This window comes from Pontibacterium sinense, assembly GCF_015209595.1.
GTDB lineage: Bacteria > Pseudomonadota > Gammaproteobacteria > Pseudomonadales > Balneatricaceae > Pontibacterium > Pontibacterium sinense.
Genome location: NZ_JADEYS010000007.1, coordinates 1 through 18,121 on the forward strand (window position 1 = coordinate 1; position 18,121 = coordinate 18,121).

General features: G+C 50.0%; 18 protein-coding genes. 10 read left to right on the top strand and 8 right to left on the bottom strand.

Annotation, left to right across the window (positions count from 1 at the left end):
- Positions 1-481: 481 nt before the first annotated feature.
- Together bfr (IOQ59_RS08315) and bfr (IOQ59_RS08320) are read right to left on the bottom strand one after the other, a co-directional pair.
- On the bottom strand, positions 482-952 hold the full coding sequence (gene bfr / locus IOQ59_RS08315; RefSeq protein WP_193952818.1) for a bacterioferritin: 471 nt from the start codon (positions 950-952) through the stop codon (positions 482-484).
- A 20-nt stretch (positions 953-972) separates the two neighbouring features.
- The gene (gene bfr, locus IOQ59_RS08320) at positions 973-1,443 is read right to left on the bottom strand and encodes a bacterioferritin (RefSeq protein WP_193952819.1); all 471 of its coding nucleotides are present in this window, start codon (positions 1,441-1,443) and stop codon (positions 973-975) included.
- A 195-nt stretch (positions 1,444-1,638) separates the two neighbouring features.
- Here bfr (IOQ59_RS08320) and IOQ59_RS08325 point away from each other — a divergent pair, with 195 nt between their 5' ends.
- Complete coding sequence (locus IOQ59_RS08325) at positions 1,639-1,848, top strand: (2Fe-2S)-binding protein (RefSeq protein WP_193952820.1); 210 nt, start codon at positions 1,639-1,641, stop codon at positions 1,846-1,848.
- Between the two features lie 90 nt (positions 1,849-1,938).
- Here the strand turns inward: IOQ59_RS08325 and IOQ59_RS08330 are convergent, their stop codons facing one another.
- Positions 1,939-2,334 carry a gamma-glutamylcyclotransferase family protein gene (locus IOQ59_RS08330; RefSeq protein ID WP_193952821.1) on the bottom strand — a complete coding sequence of 132 codons (396 nt, stop codon included), beginning with the start codon at positions 2,332-2,334 and terminating at the stop codon, positions 1,939-1,941.
- 244 nt (positions 2,335-2,578) lie between these two features.
- On the opposite strand from IOQ59_RS08330, the gene IOQ59_RS08335 reads away from it, so the two are divergent.
- Complete coding sequence (locus IOQ59_RS08335) at positions 2,579-2,869, top strand: hypothetical protein (RefSeq protein WP_193952822.1); 291 nt, start codon at positions 2,579-2,581, stop codon at positions 2,867-2,869.
- On the opposite strand, the gene IOQ59_RS08340 is transcribed toward IOQ59_RS08335, so the two are convergent.
- Positions 2,857-3,294: a GNAT family N-acetyltransferase gene (locus IOQ59_RS08340; RefSeq protein WP_193952823.1), complete on the bottom strand. Its 438-nt coding sequence runs from the start codon at positions 3,292-3,294 to the stop codon at positions 2,857-2,859. The two genes, IOQ59_RS08335 and IOQ59_RS08340, sit on opposite strands and share 13 nt — an antisense overlap.
- 438 nt (positions 3,295-3,732) lie before the next feature.
- Between IOQ59_RS08340 and IOQ59_RS08345 the strand changes: the two genes are divergently transcribed.
- Entirely contained in the window at positions 3,733-4,389 is a 657-nt protein-coding gene (locus tag IOQ59_RS08345; RefSeq protein ID WP_193952824.1) for a TorF family putative porin, read from the top strand.
- Between the two features lie 261 nt (positions 4,390-4,650).
- On the opposite strand, the gene gatB is transcribed toward IOQ59_RS08345, so the two are convergent.
- The 3 genes from gatB to gatC all read right to left on the bottom strand — a co-directional run bounded on the left by gatB (position 4,651) and on the right by gatC (position 7,924).
- Positions 4,651-6,105, bottom strand: coding sequence for an Asp-tRNA(Asn)/Glu-tRNA(Gln) amidotransferase subunit GatB (gene gatB, locus IOQ59_RS08350; protein ID WP_193952825.1), 1,455 nt, complete (start codon positions 6,103-6,105; stop codon positions 4,651-4,653).
- Positions 6,106-6,119: 14 nt separating this feature from the next.
- Positions 6,120-7,571, bottom strand: a complete 1,452-nt coding sequence (gene gatA / locus IOQ59_RS08355; RefSeq protein WP_193952826.1) for an Asp-tRNA(Asn)/Glu-tRNA(Gln) amidotransferase subunit GatA — start codon at positions 7,569-7,571, stop codon at positions 6,120-6,122.
- 65 nt (positions 7,572-7,636) lie between these two features.
- Positions 7,637-7,924: an Asp-tRNA(Asn)/Glu-tRNA(Gln) amidotransferase subunit GatC gene (gatC, locus tag IOQ59_RS08360; RefSeq protein WP_193952827.1), complete on the bottom strand. Its 288-nt coding sequence runs from the start codon at positions 7,922-7,924 to the stop codon at positions 7,637-7,639.
- 359 nt (positions 7,925-8,283) lie between these two features.
- Between gatC and IOQ59_RS08365 the strand changes: the two genes are divergently transcribed.
- The 7 genes from IOQ59_RS08365 (at position 8,284) to IOQ59_RS08395 (ending at position 17,571) form a co-directional block, all read left to right on the top strand.
- A complete protein-coding gene (locus tag IOQ59_RS08365) occupies positions 8,284-9,321 on the top strand; it encodes a rod shape-determining protein (protein ID WP_193952828.1) in 1,038 nt (345 codons plus the stop codon).
- 121 nt (positions 9,322-9,442) lie between these two features.
- Positions 9,443-10,270 (top strand): rod shape-determining protein MreC, encoded by an 828-nt coding sequence (mreC, locus tag IOQ59_RS08370; RefSeq protein ID WP_255512533.1) that lies wholly within the window; start codon positions 9,443-9,445, stop codon positions 10,268-10,270.
- Positions 10,267-10,755: a rod shape-determining protein MreD gene (mreD, locus tag IOQ59_RS08375; RefSeq protein ID WP_193952829.1), complete on the top strand. Its 489-nt coding sequence runs from the start codon at positions 10,267-10,269 to the stop codon at positions 10,753-10,755. Before mreC ends, mreD begins: the two co-directional genes overlap by 4 nt.
- Complete coding sequence (locus tag IOQ59_RS08380) at positions 10,745-11,368, top strand: Maf family protein (RefSeq protein ID WP_193952830.1); 624 nt, start codon at positions 10,745-10,747, stop codon at positions 11,366-11,368. The genes mreD and IOQ59_RS08380 overlap by 11 nt, the downstream gene beginning before the upstream one ends.
- A 25-nt stretch (positions 11,369-11,393) precedes the next feature.
- Complete coding sequence (rng, locus tag IOQ59_RS08385; RefSeq protein ID WP_193952831.1) at positions 11,394-12,878, top strand: ribonuclease G; 1,485 nt, start codon at positions 11,394-11,396, stop codon at positions 12,876-12,878.
- A gap of 11 nt (positions 12,879-12,889) precedes the next feature.
- Positions 12,890-16,744: a YhdP family protein gene (locus tag IOQ59_RS08390; RefSeq protein ID WP_193952832.1), complete on the top strand. Its 3,855-nt coding sequence runs from the start codon at positions 12,890-12,892 to the stop codon at positions 16,742-16,744.
- Positions 16,744-17,571 carry a carbon-nitrogen hydrolase family protein gene (locus IOQ59_RS08395; protein WP_193952833.1) on the top strand — a complete coding sequence of 276 codons (828 nt, stop codon included), beginning with the start codon at positions 16,744-16,746 and terminating at the stop codon, positions 17,569-17,571. The genes IOQ59_RS08390 and IOQ59_RS08395 overlap by 1 nt, the downstream gene beginning before the upstream one ends.
- 10 nt (positions 17,572-17,581) lie before the next feature.
- Here the strand turns inward: IOQ59_RS08395 and yjgA are convergent, their stop codons facing one another.
- Positions 17,582-18,112 carry a ribosome biogenesis factor YjgA gene (gene yjgA, locus IOQ59_RS08400; RefSeq protein WP_193952834.1) on the bottom strand — a complete coding sequence of 177 codons (531 nt, stop codon included), beginning with the start codon at positions 18,110-18,112 and terminating at the stop codon, positions 17,582-17,584.
- Between the last annotated feature and the right edge of the window lie 9 nt (positions 18,113-18,121).

The following is an 18,121-nucleotide window of genomic DNA, read 5'->3' on the forward strand; positions in this document are numbered from 1 at the left end:
TAAAAGAGGCCAGCCTAGTGCTGGTTTTTTTGTGTCTGGAATTTAGCTTTTCAAGAAAGCATGGCGGTCGTCAGCCAAGGTGGCCCCGATCAAATCCGGTCCCCCGCTACCCATGAATAGTCGTGAGAAGTAAGCTGTTAGCTATCAAGCAGTAAAAGAGGCCAGCCTAGTGCTGGTTTTTTTGTGTCTGGAATTTAGCTTTTCAAGAAAGCATGGCGGTCGTCAGCCAGGGTGGCCCCGATCAAATCCGGTCCCCCGCTACCCATGAATAGTCGTGAGAAGTAAGCTGTTAGCTACCAAGCAGTAAAAGAGGCCTGTCTAGTGCTGGGTACCTGAAGTGTGGTGCTTTTAAGAAAACACAGAGGTCGTCAGCGAGGTGCCGATTATTCTTCGGGTAGCTGATTCTGTGCAGGGTGTTGTAGGTCGGGTAGTGCTAGCTAGGATACTGCACCTCAGAAGAGGTGCAGTATAGGGGTGTGGTTTAACCCATTTGAGACTGCAGGTAGTTCTGGATACCGACCTTGTTAATCAGGCTCAGCTGCTGCTCCAGCCAGTAGGTGTGGTCTTCTTCTGTATCACGAAGCAATACTTCCAGAATTTCGCGAGTTTGGTAGTCTTTTTCCTGTTCGCAAACGGCAATGGCGTCTTTCAGCGCCTGGCCTACTTCATATTCGACTTGTAGGTCGTTGGTCAGCATTTCGGGAACATCTTTGCCTACACGCAGGGGGTCGCGGGACGCAACATCAGGGGTGCCTTCCAAAAACAGGATGCGTTCGATCAGCGCGGATGCGTGCTCCAGTTCTTCTTCCTGTTCGTGAGAGATTCGCTCGTGGAGTTTCTTAAAGCCCCAGTCTTCGTACATGCGAGAATGGATGAAGTACTGGTCTGCTGCGGACATCTCATTGGTGAGTAGTTTGTTCAAGATGTCGATAATCTTGGTATTGCCTTTCATGTGTCTGCTCCTTCGTGCAATCAGTCATCCAGTGTGGACTGGAGATAGTTTGGCAGGCCAATATTGCTGATCAGGCTGATCTGGGTTTCCAGCCAGTCGATGCGTTCTTCTTTAACTTCCAGAAGCTTTTCCAGCAACTCGCGGCTAATATAGTCCTGCAGAGCTTCTGCTTCAGCGATCGCTGCGACCAGATCCTCACGGGCTTCTGTATCCAGTTGGTAGTCGCCTTTAAAGATCTCTTCGACGTCCTCGCCCAGAATCAACTTTCCCAGATCCTGCAGGTTAGGCAGACCTTCCAGGAACAAAATGCGTTCGATAATATCGTCCGCTAACTTCATTGCTTTGATCGACGCTTTGTATTCGTGCTCGTTCAGCTCTTCAAAGCCCCAGTTTTTGCACATGCGAGCATGCAAAAAATACTGGTTGATGGCGGTTAGCTCGTTTCTCAGTACCTGATTGAGGTGTCTAAGTACTTTTGGATCACCTTTCATAGATAGCACTCCGCGGTTCATTGTGTTTTCCGGACAGGGTAGCGGACAGTATAGAACAGTCGTTTCTCTATCCAGAATATTGAAAATTTATTGCAACGTAGATTGTCCTGTATGAAAAAAATTAATGCAATTGATATTGCAAACTGTTCTCATTAAGGTGTAGTATCTGATCATCTCTTAACCAGAGGCTTGATTATGTACGTCTGTATCTGCAACGCTGTCACTGACCGCGATATTATGAAAGCAATTGATGAAGGTGTTTCCACAGTTGAAGGGCTGGGTGAAACGCTGAATGTCGGTACGTGTTGTGGCCGCTGCACAAGTTGTGCAGAAGGTTTAATACAGAGTACGCGAATGAAGGCAGGATATGATAGTGACCCGATGCAGTTGGCGGTCAGTGCCTGATCAGGTCGCAGGGTTTATCTGTATTTAATTTGTTGATTGGTAAGAATGATAAAAAGCCTGAATGGGAAACTGTTCAGGCTTTTTTGTGTGCTAGCGGCGATTAAAGTTTGCCAGGTCGACGTTTAGAAAGTGCTGATAATCCCACATATCAGAAAGCAGCTCAGGATAGTATTCGGGTTTTATCAGATAGCACCAAGCGGTGTGATCGTTTGTTGGGGCTGAGACCCTGACTCTTTCCCGGCTATAGAGGTAGCCTTCGTATCTGTCTAGATGCTCTATATCTGCTGTGGTCAGTTCCTGATAAAGCATGCCATAGGTGGTTTTTCCGTTTGCTGGACGAATCCCCGGAAAGGTTTGTTGTCTGACCTTGAAGCACCCGAAGTTTTGAAGTTTCGCAGGTGTGCCGGGTTGGATGCTGCGCTGTGTAACTCTGTTGATGATTTCCGGCACCATCAAGGTGCCATAACAAAAGAGAAAATTCTGCATTGGTTTGTGAGATGTCTTTGTATTGATTTAATCCATCATACCGTTATGTGCCTGAAAAGTGAGTTGAGATGATCCGGAGCTTGTCGATTTAGTTGAATACTTTCACGAAAGTTCGGGAACTTGTTCTCGGTTGGTATGCCTGAGTAGGACTGTGGGTCTCAATGGCATACTCCTTGGTTATTCAAAAAGTGTGCTTTAGACTGGATGTACGTTTGGTGGCTTTAGAAAAGTGCAGGAGTAAAAGATGCCGCTTAAAATAGTGGGAGTATCTGGGATATTGCTGGCGATGTTGTTGGCTGGTTGTGCCGGGCAGCAGCAAGGTCGATTGGATTTGGCCTGTCGTCAGGGTATAGAAACCGCTTACGATGAGTTGAGCTTCGCGCGTAGCCAGGGGTTCAGTGGCTCCGTTGCATGGAGTAAGGCGACAAGCTTGCTTGGGGCTGCAAAGGTGGTTGAACAGGTCGAAAACTATCAGCAGTGTGTTGATAATGTTGAGAAGGCTCGTTTTTATATCCGTCAGTCTCAGGGCAGTTGATACTGCATCAGAATCAGCTCTTCGCCTCGTTGTTGGTAACGTATCAGTTGTGACTGATATTGGGGCGGTGTTGACTCGTCTGCCGGTGTAAAGCCGGCTTTGGCGTAAAATTCCTGCAAATGTTGATAAGGGAAGCAATAACAGGCTTGTTGCTTCCAGTAGCTACTGCATGCTTTCAGCAGTAACCCTCCCAAGCCTTGTCTGCGTATATTACAGTCTACCCAAAGGCCTCGTAAAAGCGTGCCTTCTGCCGTTGGCGTAAAGCGTACCGCGGCGGCTATCTTCTCATCTGTGATTAACCAATAAGCCTTGTCCTTGCTATCTGCTTTGCCCTTGTGTCCGTTGCGCTTATAAAAGCGATTCAGCAGGTAGAGTTCCTCTTCTGTTACTGCTGAAACATGCGGATGAATACTCAGAGGCGGCAACGTTTTAATCCTTGGTCATCGATTGATAAGTATTTCTGCCCCGATTGTATACAGGGCTTTCTATGTGGTGTTAGGGCAGGGTTATGTTTTGGTGTTAAGGCTATTCCCTGAAAGCGGGGAATAGGTCTTACGTGTCTGATAGACGGCTTATTTTAGTGCTGTAGGTTTGACTATAGTAGTTTAATCCATGTCTCCAATTTGGATCAGCATGGGGTGATTCATGAACGTGTCGTCTTTTGCACGCTGATAGTGCTCACGCCGTATTTTTGCACTGCAATATAGCTGTCTCAATTTTGTCATAGAGTGTTATTGGTGACAAAAAAATAATTTAATGCTTTTAGTTTGTTGTTTTTTAAGGATATTTTATGTTTTGGCATAACCCGTGCTTTCTTGGTTGTAAATCATCAGAATATTTGAAGTCCGAAGGGGGATATATCAATGATGAAACCATTTGCAAAAGCACTTGTAGCTGCCGGTTTGATGACGGCCTCGGTAACAGCTTCAGCAGGCTTGTCCGCTAATATCGGTGCGATGAGTGATTACTGGTTCCGCGGTTTGGATCAGACCGGAGCAGGCAACGGTGCTTCTATGATGGCGGGCCTTGATTACGATCAGTCAGGCTTTTACATCGGTACTTGGGCTGCGGACGTGTCCAATGGGCTGGAATATGATCTTTACGCAGGTTATGAAGGTGAAGTCGAAGGTATCGGATACGGTGTTGGTGTTACGGGTTACTTCTATACTGAAGAGTCTTTTATTGATGGCTCCTATGAAGAGCTGAATTTGTCTCTGTCTTATGGTCCGGTGAGTGTGAGCCATAACATCGGCACTTTTAAAGATGATACAGCGGGCCCTGATGTTGATTACAGTTTTACATCGTTAACGGGTGAGTATGAAGGTGGTTATCTCACATATGCTGTTTACGGTGACGAAGTTGACGGGGATTACGTTGAAGTAGGTTACGGTCTGACGTATGAAGGGCTGGACTTTGGTGTGGCAGCGATCTTTCCGGACGATGACGCCTCGGCTGCGAATAATTGGGTGAGCAGCAGTAATACTGTCACGCTGACCATCGGCAAGAGCTTTGATTTGTAGGGTGTCCTACTAGTCAGTGATTGGTCTCACTCTTGGGTGAGGTATTTTTATATCTGGCGGTTGGGTATTGCTGCAGACGTAGTGGCTTCAGTCAGGTGTTTGGGGCAGTGTGGGGCTCTTAATATCGTTATGCGGGCTGAGGCTTGCTGATGTGGCATGGGCAAACAATAGTCATGCGTCAGATATAAAAAGCCTAATGGATTGGGCATAAAAAACCGCAGCGTTTGCTGCGGTTTTTTTTATTGCGTCAGACGCGAGTGTTTAGTCGCACAATGCGTCCAGCTTCTTCTTAAGGATGCCGTTGACTGCGCCAGGGTTGGCTTTACCACCTGTTGCTTTCATAACTTGTCCCATAAAGAAGCCTAGCATTTTACCGCGCTTGTCGGGTTCGGCTGCTTTGTATTGCGCTACCTGTTTATCCGCTTTAGAGATAACCTCATCGACAATCGATTCAATTGCACCGGTATCGGTTACCTGCTTCAGGCCTTTGGCTTCGATGATTTCGTCAGCGCTTCCGCCTTCTGCCCACATCACTTCAAACACCTGCTTCGCAATCTTGCCGGAGATGGTGTTGTCCTTGATGCGCTCAACCAATCCGCCAAGTTGTTCGGCAGAAACCGGGCTGTTAGCAATGGTGGTGTCGTTTTGGTTCAGGTGCTTGGACAGTTCGCCCATGACCCAGTTTGCAGCCATTTTTGCATCGTTTGCCGCTTTTGCGACGATTTCGAAATAGGTGGCGAGATTGTGGTCGCCTGACAGGACCATCGCATCGTAGTCGCTCAGCTTATATTCTTCGATAAAGCGCGCTTTGCGTGCATCCGGAAGCTCGGGCAGGCTATCGCGTACAGCATCGATGTAATCTTCGTCGATGACGATCGGTAGCAGGTCCGGGCAGGGGAAGTAACGGTAGTCGTTTGCTTCCTCTTTGGAACGCATGGAGCGCGTTTCGTTTTTGTTGGCATCGTACAGGCGGGTTGCCTGTATCACGCGACCGCCATCTTCAATCAAATCGATCTGGCGCTCGATCTCTCCGACAATCGCTTTTTCAATAAAGCGGAAGGAGTTGATGTTTTTGGTTTCGGTCCGTGTGCCAAACTCTTCCTGGCCTTTAGGGCGTACGGAAACGTTGCAGTCGCATCGGAACGATCCTTCTGCCATGTTGCCGTCGCAAATGCCCAGGCTGGTAACCAGCGCGTGGATCTTGCGTACGTACGCAACCGCTTCTTCCGCAGTACGCATATCCGGTTCGGATACGATCTCCAGCAGCGGTGTGCCTGCCCGGTTCAGATCGATACCGGTCATGCCTGGGAATTCGTCATGCAGGGATTTGCCTGCATCTTCTTCCAGATGCGCGCGGGTCACGCCGATGCGTTTGCTGGTGCCGTCTTCCAGTGTGATATCGATATGGCCGATGCCAACGATTGGGTGGAATAACTGGCTGGTCTGGTAGCCTTTTGGCAGATCCGGGTAGAAGTAGTTCTTGCGGTCAAATACCGATGTGCGACCGATCTCTGCATCAATTGCCAAGCCGAACTTCACCGCCATACGCAGAGCTTCTTCGTTAAATACCGGCAGGGTGCCGGGCAGCGCCAGATCAACGGCGCATGCCTGGGTATTAGGTTCGGCACCAAATGCAGTGCTGGCACCGGAAAAGATTTTGGATTTTGTGGCGAGCTGGGCGTGGATTTCCAGCCCGATTACCGCTTCCCATTCCATTATACGTTAACCTCTCAGATGCCTTGTGGTGCTTGCTTGTGCCAGTCAGTTGCCTGTTGGAACTGGTGGGCGACGTTCAGCAGTTTCTGTTCTGCAAAATAGTTGCCGATGATCTGCAGGCCCACAGGCAGACCTTCGGTCTGACCACAAGGGATAGAGATACCTGGCATACCGGCAAGGTTCAGGGAGATGGTGAAGATATCTTCCATATACATTGCGACCGGGTCAGAGGTTTTCTCGCCCAGTTTAAATGCTGGGTGAGGCGTGGTTGGCCCCATGATGACATCCACTTCGTTCAGTGCGTTCACGTAATCCTGTTTGATCAGGCGGCGAATTTGCTGTGCTTTTTTGTAATAGGCGTCGTAGAAGCCTTCAGACAGTGCGTAAGCGCCGACCATGATGCGGCGTTTAACTTCCGGCCCAAAACCTTCGCCACGGGAGCGTTTGTACAGATCTTCCAGATCAACCGGGCTTTCGCAGCGGTAGCCGTAACGTACGCCGTCGAAGCGAGACAGGTTAGATGAGGCTTCTGATGGCGCGATGATGTAGTACGCAGGAATTGCCAGGCCCGTATTAGGCAGGCTGACTTCCTTAACGGTTGCACCCAGTGCTTCATATTCTTTGATGGCAGCTTGCACCTGCTGTGCAATCGCCGGGCTGAGATCATCCGGGAAGAACTCTTTTGGCAGGCCAATTTTCAAGCCCGCCAGCGGTTTACTCAGGTCAGCAGTGTAATCCGGTACGTCTTTCTGCATGCAGGTGGAGTCGTTTGGATCAAACCCCGCCATGACGTTCAGCATCATTGCTGCATCTTCTGCGGTGCGGGTCATCGGGCCACCCTGATCCAGTGAAGAAGCAAATGCGATCATGCCAAAACGAGACACGCGACCGTAGGTCGGTTTCAGACCGGTAATTCCACACAGCGCCGCAGGTTGGCGAATAGAACCGCCGGTGTCGGTGCCTGTTGCCGCCGGGGCCAGCAGGGCTGCTACTGCCGCAGCGGAACCACCGGAGGAGCCTCCGGGAACGCAGTCCGTATCCCACGGGTTACGCGCAGGACCATAAAAGCTGGATTCGTTGGAGGAGCCCATCGCGAACTCATCCATATTCGTTTTGCCAAGCGTGACTGCGCCCGCTGCGTTGAACTTATTCACAACAGTGGCGTTGTACGGCGAGATGAAGTTGTCCAACATTTTCGATGCACAGCTGGTGCGCACACCCTCAGTGCAGAAAATGTCTTTGTGAGCAATGGGCAGTCCAGTAAAAGCGCCTGCATTACCGGCTGCACGTGTGGCATCCGCGGCATTGGCTTGTTCAAGTGCCAGTTCGTCGGTCACTGTGATATAGCTGTTGTATTTGCCATCTTCCGCTTTGATGCGGTCAAGGTAGGCTTGCGTCAGCTCGACACTGCTGAAATCGCCGTTTTCCAGCCCCTGGGCCAGTTCGGCTAGCGTTTTGTCAAACATGAGAATTTGAGTCCTTCGATATTCCGATAAGGTGCAAGAAGTGGTTCGTCATTAATGAGTGGGGATCACTCAATAACTTTAGGAACCTGGAACAGACCGTTTTCCACGGCTGGGGCAACCGATTGAAGATTCTCGCGATTGTTATCTTCGGTTACCGCATCTTTGCGCAGACGCTGAACAGCGTCCAGTGCGTTCGCCATTGGCTCAACATCACTGGTGTCTACGGCCTGCATCTGGTTGACCAGATCCAGAATGTTGGACAGGTTTTGGGTATATTCCGGGATATCCTGCTCATCAATTTGCAGGCGTGCCAGATGGGCAATTTTTTCCACATCAGAGCGGTCTAGAGCCATAGTTGCTTCTCGCTGGGTTGGAAGTCGTTTTGACGAAAAGAGATTAGCGGATAACGTTACCACATCAGCGGTTTTACATGAAGGCTAGGCGGGTGGTTTGAACTGCCCTTGTCTTGAATGCGAGGTGAGTTTTTGAGGGTTTTTACGTTTGATTTGGGTGTCGCCTATTTCCGACTTTGTCGGTGGAATGGCGACAGTTTTTTAGCGAGGGCTCCTAAATGGGTAAAATAGACCCACTCATTTGGTTTTGAGTGCTTCTGAGGTGCTTTCAATCTTGCTGAAATGGCACCCGATTGTTAGAGTTAGCTGTTTAATACAGTGCTCATTCAGTCCTTTATAATCCCAGGAATAAGTATTCCATGCTCAAGAAAATTCGTGGCCTTTTTTCCAGCGACCTGTCCATCGACTTGGGCACCGCTAATACCCTGATTTTTGTTCGTGATAAGGACATTGTTCTTGATGAGCCGTCTGTTGTAGCGATACGCGAAACTGGCAATCAGAAATCGGTTGCTGCGGTAGGTGCCGACGCTAAACGTATGTTGGGTCGTACGCCGGGAAATATCACCGCTATTCGTCCGATGAAGGACGGTGTCATCGCTGACTTTCATGTGACCGAAAAAATGCTGCAGTACTTTATCAGCAAAGTACATGACAACAGCTTCCTGACTCCCAGCCCTCGTGTGCTGGTGTGTGTGCCATGTAAATCTACACAGGTAGAACGTCGTGCGATCAAAGAATCCGCGATGGGTGCGGGTGCACGTGAGGTTTACCTGATTGATGAGCCAATGGCTGCGGCAATTGGTGCAGGTCTTCCGGTTGAGGAAGCGCATGGTTCTATGGTCGTTGATATCGGTGGTGGTACTACCGAGATTGCCGTGATTTCCCTGAACGGTATTGTGTATGCCGATTCTGTACGTGTGGGCGGTGATCGCTTTGATGAATCTGTTGTCACTTATGTTCGCCGTAACTACGGCAGCTTGATTGGCGAATCTACCGCCGAGCGTATCAAGCAGGAGATCGGTACCGCATACCCTGCTAGCGAAGTGCGTGAAATTGATGTGCGTGGCCGCAATCTGGCGGAAGGTATTCCACGCAGCTTCACGCTGAACAGCAACGAGATCCTTGAATCGTTGCAAGAACCGCTGTCGGCTATCGTCCAGTCTGTTAAGAGTGCGCTGGAACAGTGTCCGCCTGAACTGGCATCCGATATCGCCGAGCGGGGTATTGTATTGACCGGCGGTGGTGCATTGCTGCGTAATTTGGATCGTTTGATCAGCGAAGAAACTGGTTTGCCGGTGGTCGTTGCTGAAGATCCGCTGACCTGTGTGGCGCGTGGCGGTGGTAAAGCGCTGGAGATGCTGGATAAGCACGCGTTTGAACTGCTAACTCACGACTAACCTGTGCCTTACGCTAAATCTATCTTATTAAGACGCCTTTTTATGCTGTTGTTGCGTAAGGGGGTGTCTTATTAAGCCTATCTTCCGAAGTGGATCTTCCCGCTTCTTCATTGTTGTTCTTCTGCTGTCTATCCTGCTGATCACTGCCGATGTGTTCTGGAACGGTATGCGACAGGGGCGTGCGTACATCTCTTTGGTGTTAACGCCTGTGCAGTGGTTGGTGGATCTACCTGCTGAACTGGCTGATGAAGTCTCGGATGTGGTGGTTGATCGCGGCTTGCTGATGAAGGAAAACGCGCGTCTGAAAGCAGAGGCCTTATTGCTGGAGCAAAAAGGCCAACAGCTTGATAGCCTGGCAGAAGAGAACAGTCGATTGCGCTCGTTGCTGAATGGGCGTATCCGCATTCCCAATGAAGTAACGCTGGTGGAACTGATCGGCGTGAATCCCGATCCATTTCAGCACCAGGTGGTGGTCAACCGGGGGAGTGAGGACGGTTTGTTTCTTGGACAGCCGGTTCTGGATTCTGGCGGCATCATGGGACAGATTGTAGAGATGTCCCATTATACCAGCCGTGTGATGTTGATTACGGATGCCCGGCATGCAATCCCCGTGGAGCTAAACCGGACCGGGTTTCGGGCGATTGCGCTGGGTAAAGGCGAGCCGGATGAGCTTGAGCTTCAGCATGTCTCGGATACGATTGATATACAGGAAGGCGATCTGTTGGTGACCTCTGGTTTGGCTGGGCGTTTCCCTCGAGGCTATCCAGTAGCCGTGGTGACTGAAGTGACTCATGACCCGGGTCTCTCATTTACTAAAGTACGTGCAAAACCGTCCGCGCGATTAGATAAGAGTCGTCATTTGCTGTTGGTTGACCCGCTTGCGGATATGACTGAGCAGACCGATGCTGATGCTCAAGCTGACACCGTGATTGTGGAGTCAGTTGAGTGAGTCAGCGTCAGCAAGGCGGTGGACTGATTATTTTTGCCACATTTTTATGTGGAATTGTGCTCAGTCAGATGCCATTACCTGAGTTTATCGGTTGGGCGCGCCCTGAGTGGGTCGCTATGATCCTGATCTATTGGGTTATCGCCTTGCCTCAGTCTGTTGGAGTTGGTTCCGGTTTTGTGGCCGGACTGGTACTCGATGTTATCCGCGGTAGTGTATTGGGCGCGAATGCGTTGGCGCTGACGATTGTTGCTTATATAGCAATGACGCTTTATCGCCGTATGCGGGTGTTCCCTCTGTGGCAGCAATCTCTTCTGGTGATGGTATTAGTTGGCATCCATCAGCTAATTTTGCATTGGATTCAAATGTTTGTGGGTTATACCGGTGATAGCCTGCTGTTTTTACTGCCTGCGGCAGTGAGTGCACTCTGCTGGCCGCCTATTTTTATTTTTTTACGCCGTATAAGGCGAACTTTTTATGTCTCCTGATACTCTTAAAGACTTACATGCGGATAAGGCTGTAAGTAATCAGTTGGTGTTGGCATCGGCATCGCCGCGCCGTAGAGAGCTGTTACAGCAGATTGGTGTACAGTTTTCAGTGCAGCCTGTTGATATCTGTGAAGATGTATTGCCGGATGAATCTGCTGAAGTATATGTCGCGCGATTGGCGCGTGAGAAGGCGGAGGTTGGTTTACAGCGCAGTGGTGCAAAGGCCGCGCTGGGATCAGATACATCGGTGGTTATGTCCGGTGAGATTCTGGGTAAACCCGAAGATGCATCAGATGCTGAGCGCATGCTGATGCTGCTCTCTGACAGTGAACATCAAGTGATGACCGGTGTTGCGCTGGCAACAGAATATGAGACACAGGTGTGCGTTGTCACAACTGTTGTACACTTTAAAGAGTTAACTCCTGAGATATGTCGTGCCTACTGGGCCAGCGCTGAGCCTTGTGATAAGGCTGGAGCTTACGGTATTCAGGGGTTGGGCGCTGTATTTGTAGACCGCATTGAGGGCAGTTATTCCTCTGTGGTTGGATTGCCGCTGGCGGAAACAGCTGAGATGCTGGCGCGCGCGGGAATACCCATTTGGCAGCCAGTTTGAGTTGCGTCTACGCCAAGGAGCGAACATGGGCGAAGAGATACTGATCAATTTTACCCCGATGGAAACCCGGGTTGCCGTTATCGAGAACGGTATGCCGCAAGAGGTGTACATTGAGCGGGTTCGCCGACGGGGTATCGTCGGCAACATTTATCAGGGCAAAGTTGTACGTGTGTTGCCTGGTATGCAGGCTGCATTTGTCGAAATTGGTCTGGAACGCGCTGCGTTTATCCATGTTGAAGATGTACTGCCGCAGACGGCTACTTCTGAAGAGAAAAGTAACGCGTCTATCGCTCATCAATTGCGAGAAGGTCAATCGTTGGTGGTACAAGTCACCAAAGACCCCATCGGAACAAAAGGCGCACGTCTGACCACACATCTGTCCATTCCATCCCGTTACTTGGTTTATATGCCGGGCAACGATCATATCGGTGTGTCTCAGCGAATCGAAGATGTGGAAGAGCGTGATCGTCTGCGCAGTACTATTGCGGGTTTGCTGAAAGAGATCACCGATGATGAAGAAACTGACAAGTCCCTTGGTGGCTTTATTCTGCGTACGGTTGCAGAAGGTGCTTCAGAAGCGGAATTAAAAGAAGATATTAAATTTCTGCGCCGGTTATGGGGCAAAATTCAGCGTAACCTGAAGGGTGCCAAAGCGCCGTCGGTCATCTACGAAGATCTGCCGCTGAATATGCGTACCTTGCGTGATATGGCGCATACCGGGTTAGAACGTATCCGTATTGATTCTCGCGAAACTTATCAAAAAGCGACGGAGTTTGTGCGGAGCCTGGTGCCGGAGATTGCTGAAAAGCTGGAATACTATCCCGGTGAGCGGCCTATCTTTGATCTCTTCAACGTCGAAGAGGAGTTGCAGCGTGCATTGGGACGCAAAGTCGAGCTGAAATCCGGTGGTTATCTGATCTTTGATCAAACCGAAGCGATGACAACGGTGGATGTGAATACCGGTGCTTTCGTTGGACACCGCAATCTTGAAGAGACCATCTTCAAAACCAATCTGGAAGCAGCCACTGCGATTGGGCGTCAGCTACGCCTGCGTAACTTGGGCGGCATTATTATCCTCGATTTTATCGATATGGAAGATCCGGATCATCAGCGCCAGGTGTTACGAACGCTGGAACGAGTGCTGGAGAAAGATCACGCTAAATGCAAAGTGACCGGCGTGTCAGAGCTGGGTTTGGTGGAGATGACCCGTAAACGTACACGGGAAAGTCTTGAGCATGTGCTTTGTGAGACGTGTGAACAGTGTCAGGGGCGTGGTTCGATTAAGACCCCGGAAACTGTCTGCTACGAGATTTTCCGTGAAATTTTGCGGCAGCATCGCGCGTACGATACGGACTCCTATCTGGTGTTAGCTGCACAAAATGTAGTGGACTATATGGTCGACGATGCATCTGACCATGTGGCAGAACTGGAAGCGTTTATTAGTAAAACGATCCGCTTTCAGATTGAACCTATGTACGGTGCCGAACATTACGACGTGGTGTTGCGGTAGCAGGGTAGACAATGATCGCCCGAACAAAAAAATTGATCTGGCTGAGTTACTGGATACTGGTAGCTCTGCTGGGCTTAACTGCATTGCTGGTTGTGACTCTGCGGCTGGTATATCCGTCGCTGCCTGATTATCAGCAGAGTATCGAATCCCATTTGTCTGAAGCGTTAGGCTCCGAGGTGACTTTTACCCGGATGCATACATACTGGCGTGGACAAAATCCTGTGCTGGAATTGGACGGGCTACGTATCAGCGGTACTACGGACGTGACGGTTGATAGTGCTGTTCTGGCGCTGGACCTGCCTCGTTCCTTAGCTTTTCAGCAGTTAGTCTTCACTCAGTTAGACGTTAAGCAGCCCCACATTAAGGTTGTTGCTGACCTACCTGAAGTCTCGACAGATGATCCGTCTTCGCGACCATTAAACCCCGATGATGCAAAAGGTGCTCAGCTGCTGAGTCTGTTGCTCAGGCAGGAGCGTATTTCTGTTTCTGATGCTTCGATAGAGCTGCACGTTGGGGAGTTACCCCCAGTTACCTTGACATCTTTTTCCGCCCATCTCCGTTCTAGCGGTCAGTTACATCAGCTAAAGGTTGGGGCTGCATTGACTGCCGGTGGCGTCAGCGCGCCTTTCCGCTTTATTACTGAGGTCAATGGAAGTCCGGCGCGGCGGCCTCTCAACTTTTACTTTGATCTACCCGTTCTGCCACAGCAGGTTCTGAATCCCTGGCTTCAGTATGTGGGGCTAGAGCCGATCAATAATCTGGATGGGGGGATCAAACTATGGGGCGCCTATCGAAGAAACGCGCTGGAATATGCCTATCTTGATACACAGATATCCACACTTCAGGCTGCTGGCCAGTCGTTAACAGATACTCAGGTTTTATTGAGCCTTCAACCCGCGGAAAGCGGTTATCAAGCTCAGTTGAGCGGAAAGCTGATTGCGAATGATAAGCCCTATACGTTGCCTTTGGTGATAGCGAATTGGGAGCAGGGTTTGGGGCTAATGCCTGATCAGCTATCAATGGATTCGCTCGACCTGAAACAGTTGAAGGGTTGGCTGGATGGACAGTCTTTTTTGCCTCATATCGGTCAGCGTGCTGTGACGATGCTGAATCCGCGTGGGTATATCGAACAATTGGATATCCGCTGGACATCACCTGAATGGACATCTTTTGTTGCGAATGCTGATTTGATTGATGTGTCTGTGTCACCTTGGGGTGGAGCACCGGGTTTACGTCATATTACCGGTCGTTTACGTCACGACATAAGCGGAGGGTCGGTTGATCTTGATAACAATCAGTTCGCGATGTCTTTCCCGGATCTTAAAATGCCTGAGTGGCAGTATGACTTCGCTCGGGGGCACGTAAACTGGCGCTTGACAGACAGCGCAGTGGAGGTGGGTTCGGGGCTGCTACAGCTCAAAAACAAAGATGTAACGGCATCGGGGCGTTTCTTTTTTCGCCTGCCCTATGATAAAGACGGACAGACAGATCTCACTCTATTGATCGGTGTTAGAGATAGCTTAGGCACTGCTTTTAAGGACTATATCCCCCCTGAAGAAGTGGGTGTAAAAACCCATAAATGGCTAATGAGTGCGATTCAGGGTGGGCAGGTCCATACCGGCGGCTTTATGTTGAATGCCAACACCCGTTCCCGTTTGTCTGATTATCAAAAGCCTGTTGTTCAGCTGTTTCTTGATGTGGATAAATTGCAGTTTGGCTTTGATCCCGAATGGCCGAGCGTGACGCAGGGGAAAGGTTACTTCCTGTATCGTGATTTTGGTTTTCTGACCGAAGCTTCAGGCAGGTTACTCGACTCCAAAGTGCAAGAGGCTTGGGTTTACAGTGGGCCGGGTACAACGCGTCTGCAAATATTGGGGAATGTTCAAGGGGATGCAAAGGATATTCGCAAAATCCTGCTGCAAACACCTATACGAAGCGAGGTGGGCTCTGAATTGCCCCGTTGGGAGTGGTCGGCGAAAGCAGATACTCAGCTTGATATTGATATCGCCCTGAATGGTAAGCGCGCGCCTGCTGTCAGTGCATCTACACGCTTACGTGATGGACGTTTTGTCTCTGTCGAGAATCGACTGTCTTTTGAGAAGATTTCGGGTGAGCTTCGTTTTAGTACCAAGCAGGGGCTGCAGAGCAATAAGCTGGATGGCAGCTTATTTGGTCAGCCTGTTAAAGCGGTGATCGAATCATCCCGTGATAAAGAACGAGGTCAGCAGATGCGGCTTGCACTGGATGGCATGGCTGATATTCGACAAGTGCAAGAGTGGCTGAATCAGCCGTATCTGGCAGTCTCAGAAGGTAAAGCTGCTTATCGTGCAGAGCTGGAGTTGTGTACGGGGAATCCGTTCTGTAATCAGCTTAAGATTCGCTCGGATCTGGTCGGTATCAGCGTGGATGCGCCTGCTCCATTCGGAAAAGGCTCGGATGAGCCTCGTCTTTTTGATGTGCTCTATACCTTGGGTGATGAAGCACAGCAGCGTATCTGGCTGAACTATGGTGGAGACTTAAGGGCGGTTTTTCAGCTTAGTCACGGTAAGGTTAAGGCCGGCCAGTTGGCGCTGGGTGCTGATAGTGTAAAGCTACCGACCAAGCCTGGATTGTGGATTGACGGTACGCTCGCGCGATTAGATGTTGCAGAGTTGCGGCGTTTTTTGACTAACGCAGAGTTTTTACCGTCGGATACTGAATCCCATACAGCTGCGGATAGCGTGGGAACAGAAATGCCGCTGGAAGATATCCGGCTGGAAATTGGAGAGTTGATCTCAGGTGGGCTGACGTTACCTCAACTACAGATACTGGTGCGAAACGCCAATGCTGGGTGGCAGATCAACGGTGAAAACCAAATGCTCAAGGGGCAGTTGTTCCTCCCTGAGGATAGGCGCCAAATTTCCAGCTTAACGCTGGATTATCTGAAAATTGGGCGCGATCAGTTTTCTGATACTGGCAGTTCTCATTCGGATGCAGCGTCTCAGGACTCTGGCTTTAGTGCCTCGGAGTTACCGGTGATTGATCTGAATGTGAAGGCAGTCGAGGTGCGTGGAAAGCCCTATGGCGCATGGAGTATGGAGATGCGTCCGGATGCGTATGGTGCAACGTTTCAGAATGTGCGCGGGAGTATGTTTGGGGTAAACGTCAGCGGGGATGCGCGCTGGTCAACGGCGGGTATTGAAAGTTCTGCGATACTACTGAACTTTGAAAGTGAGACGCTGGAGCCTCTGCTTAAAGCCTGGCAATACGACCGCTTTATCGAAAGCCAGTTTTTAAATGTTGATGCTAATCTTGTTTGGGAGGGGGCGCCGTGGGCATTTTCTCTGGAGCGTCTGCATGGTCACTTCTCTTTGTTAGCAAAGAACGGTCGTATTATCGAGGCAGGCGGGTCAGGTCAGTTCCTGCGTGTGTTAGGGATTCTGAATTTGGAAACTCTGGGGCGTCGTCTGCGGTTAGATTTTAGTGATTTATTCGCGCAGGGTTTGGCGTTTGATCGTGTGAATGCAGACTATACGCTGGCCCATGGTGTTGCTGTCACTCGATCACCTTTTAAGCTGAAAGGTCCTTCTGCTGATATGAAACTGACGGGATCATTAGATCTGGTCAAAGAAACGGTGGATAAGGACATGGAAGTTGTACTGCCTGTCACTAAAAATCTGCCGTTGGTGGGCGTTTTGCTGGGGCAGCCTCAAGTCGCAGGTGCAGTCTATTTGATTGATAAGCTGATTGGGGATAGGTTGGAGAAATTCACCACTATCCGTTATCACTTGTCCGGGGATTGGACTGATCCACAGTTAGAGTTGGAGACCCAGAAGCAAGATGATTCTTCACCAGCTGACCCTATTTTTCAGCAAGGAGGGGAGTGATGAAACGCGTTGCCTTGTTGCAGATGATGTCTACAGCGGATCTAGAGTCAAACCTTGAGCAAGTAACAGGCTTGTTGAGGCAAGCCGCAGAACAAGGTGCGGTGCTGGCGGTTTTACCTGAGAACTTTGCACTGATGAATACCGAAGGCTTACGAGCTTTTGCAGAGACGGAGCTCGATAGGGTTGTGTCTTTGTTGTGTGCTCAGGCGGTCGATCTTGGCATATGGATCTTGCTGGGCAGCGTGCCTATGTCGACCTCAGAACAAGGTGAGCCTGTCATCGCCCCACGCGTGCGGGCAGCCTGTTTGCTTATTGATTCTCTGGGCAATATTCGTGCACGTTATGACAAACTGCATCTGTTTGATGTTGATGTTGCCGATCAGCAGAAAACGTATCGTGAGTCGGCATTTGTCGATGCGGGTGAGGAGCTGGTTGTGGTTGATACTCCCGTCGGGGCTTTGGGATTAAGTATCTGCTATGACTTGCGTTTCCCTGAGCAATATCAAGGCTTACGGGAGGCTGGCGCTGAACTGATTGCAGTGCCGTCTGCGTTTACGCATGTCACAGGTCAGGCTCACTGGGACGTTTTATTACGTGCGCGGGCTATTGAGAATCAGGTATATATTCTCGGGTGTAATCAAGGCGGGGCACATGGAGAGGGGCGTGAATCGTGGGGCCACTCGATGATTGTGGATCCATGGGGGAGCCCAATAGCGCAGTGTCAAAAGGGCAAAGGGTTAGTGGTGGCTGAAATCGATCTGGAATATTTAGCCGACATTCGTCAAAAAATGCCGGTGTTGGCACACCGGCATCGCACAGGATTTTAGTGCCTGTTTGTTAGAGTTTTGCTTCCGCTAACTCACGCAAATATTTAAACAGCTTGCGGGCTGCTGCCGGAGCTTGCTGTTTTTCTGCTTCTTTCTTTGCATTCCGAATCAGTTGGCGCAGGTGCTGAATATCAGCTTCTGGGGTTTCTGTCAGATAGGTCTGCAGCTCGTCGTTTCCGCCTTCGATTAAACGGTCACGCCAACGCTCTAAACGATGGAACATCGCCGTATGTGCCTGGCTACCAGCTTCAAAGCGCCCCATTGCCTGTTCAATTTCTTCCGCATCTTCGGTGCGCATCAGACGCCCCACATAGTTCATGTGGCGTTTCATCGCTCCACTACGTGGTTTGATGCGACTGCACTCTTCAATTGCCGCGCGCAAAGGCTCGGACATCGGTACGGTTTTTAGCTGCTCGGCAGTTAAAGTGCTGAGTTTTTCTCCCAGCGTCTGCAGGGCGAGCATCTCTTTTTTAATTTGGGTTTTACTGATCCACTCTTCTTCCGAGGAATCGTCTTTTGAAAAATCTTCGTTGTTAACCATGGATAACCA

Bases quoted from the DNA above. Each gene is read 5' to 3' on its own strand.
- bfr (WP_193952818.1), bottom strand. From the start codon at position 952: ATGAAAGGCAATACCAAGATTATCGACATCTTGAACAAACTACTCACC.
- bfr (WP_193952819.1), bottom strand. From the start codon at position 1,443: ATGAAAGGTGATCCAAAAGTACTTAGACACCTCAATCAGGTACTGAGA.
- IOQ59_RS08325 (WP_193952820.1), top strand. From the start codon at position 1,639: ATGTACGTCTGTATCTGCAACGCTGTCACTGACCGCGATATTATGAAA.
- IOQ59_RS08330 (WP_193952821.1), bottom strand. From the start codon at position 2,334: ATGCAGAATTTTCTCTTTTGTTATGGCACCTTGATGGTGCCGGAAATC.
- IOQ59_RS08335 (WP_193952822.1), top strand. From the start codon at position 2,579: ATGCCGCTTAAAATAGTGGGAGTATCTGGGATATTGCTGGCGATGTTG.
- IOQ59_RS08345 (WP_193952824.1), top strand. From the start codon at position 3,733: ATGATGAAACCATTTGCAAAAGCACTTGTAGCTGCCGGTTTGATGACG.
- gatB (WP_193952825.1), bottom strand. From the start codon at position 6,105: ATGGAATGGGAAGCGGTAATCGGGCTGGAAATCCACGCCCAGCTCGCC.
- gatA (WP_193952826.1), bottom strand. From the start codon at position 7,571: ATGTTTGACAAAACGCTAGCCGAACTGGCCCAGGGGCTGGAAAACGGC.
- gatC (WP_193952827.1), bottom strand. From the start codon at position 7,924: ATGGCTCTAGACCGCTCTGATGTGGAAAAAATTGCCCATCTGGCACGC.
- IOQ59_RS08365 (WP_193952828.1), top strand. From the start codon at position 8,284: ATGCTCAAGAAAATTCGTGGCCTTTTTTCCAGCGACCTGTCCATCGAC.
- IOQ59_RS08380 (WP_193952830.1), top strand. From the start codon at position 10,745: ATGTCTCCTGATACTCTTAAAGACTTACATGCGGATAAGGCTGTAAGT.
- rng (WP_193952831.1), top strand. From the start codon at position 11,394: ATGGGCGAAGAGATACTGATCAATTTTACCCCGATGGAAACCCGGGTT.
- IOQ59_RS08390 (WP_193952832.1), top strand. From the start codon at position 12,890: ATGATCGCCCGAACAAAAAAATTGATCTGGCTGAGTTACTGGATACTG.
- IOQ59_RS08395 (WP_193952833.1), top strand. From the start codon at position 16,744: ATGAAACGCGTTGCCTTGTTGCAGATGATGTCTACAGCGGATCTAGAG.
- yjgA (WP_193952834.1), bottom strand. From the start codon at position 18,112: ATGGTTAACAACGAAGATTTTTCAAAAGACGATTCCTCGGAAGAAGAG.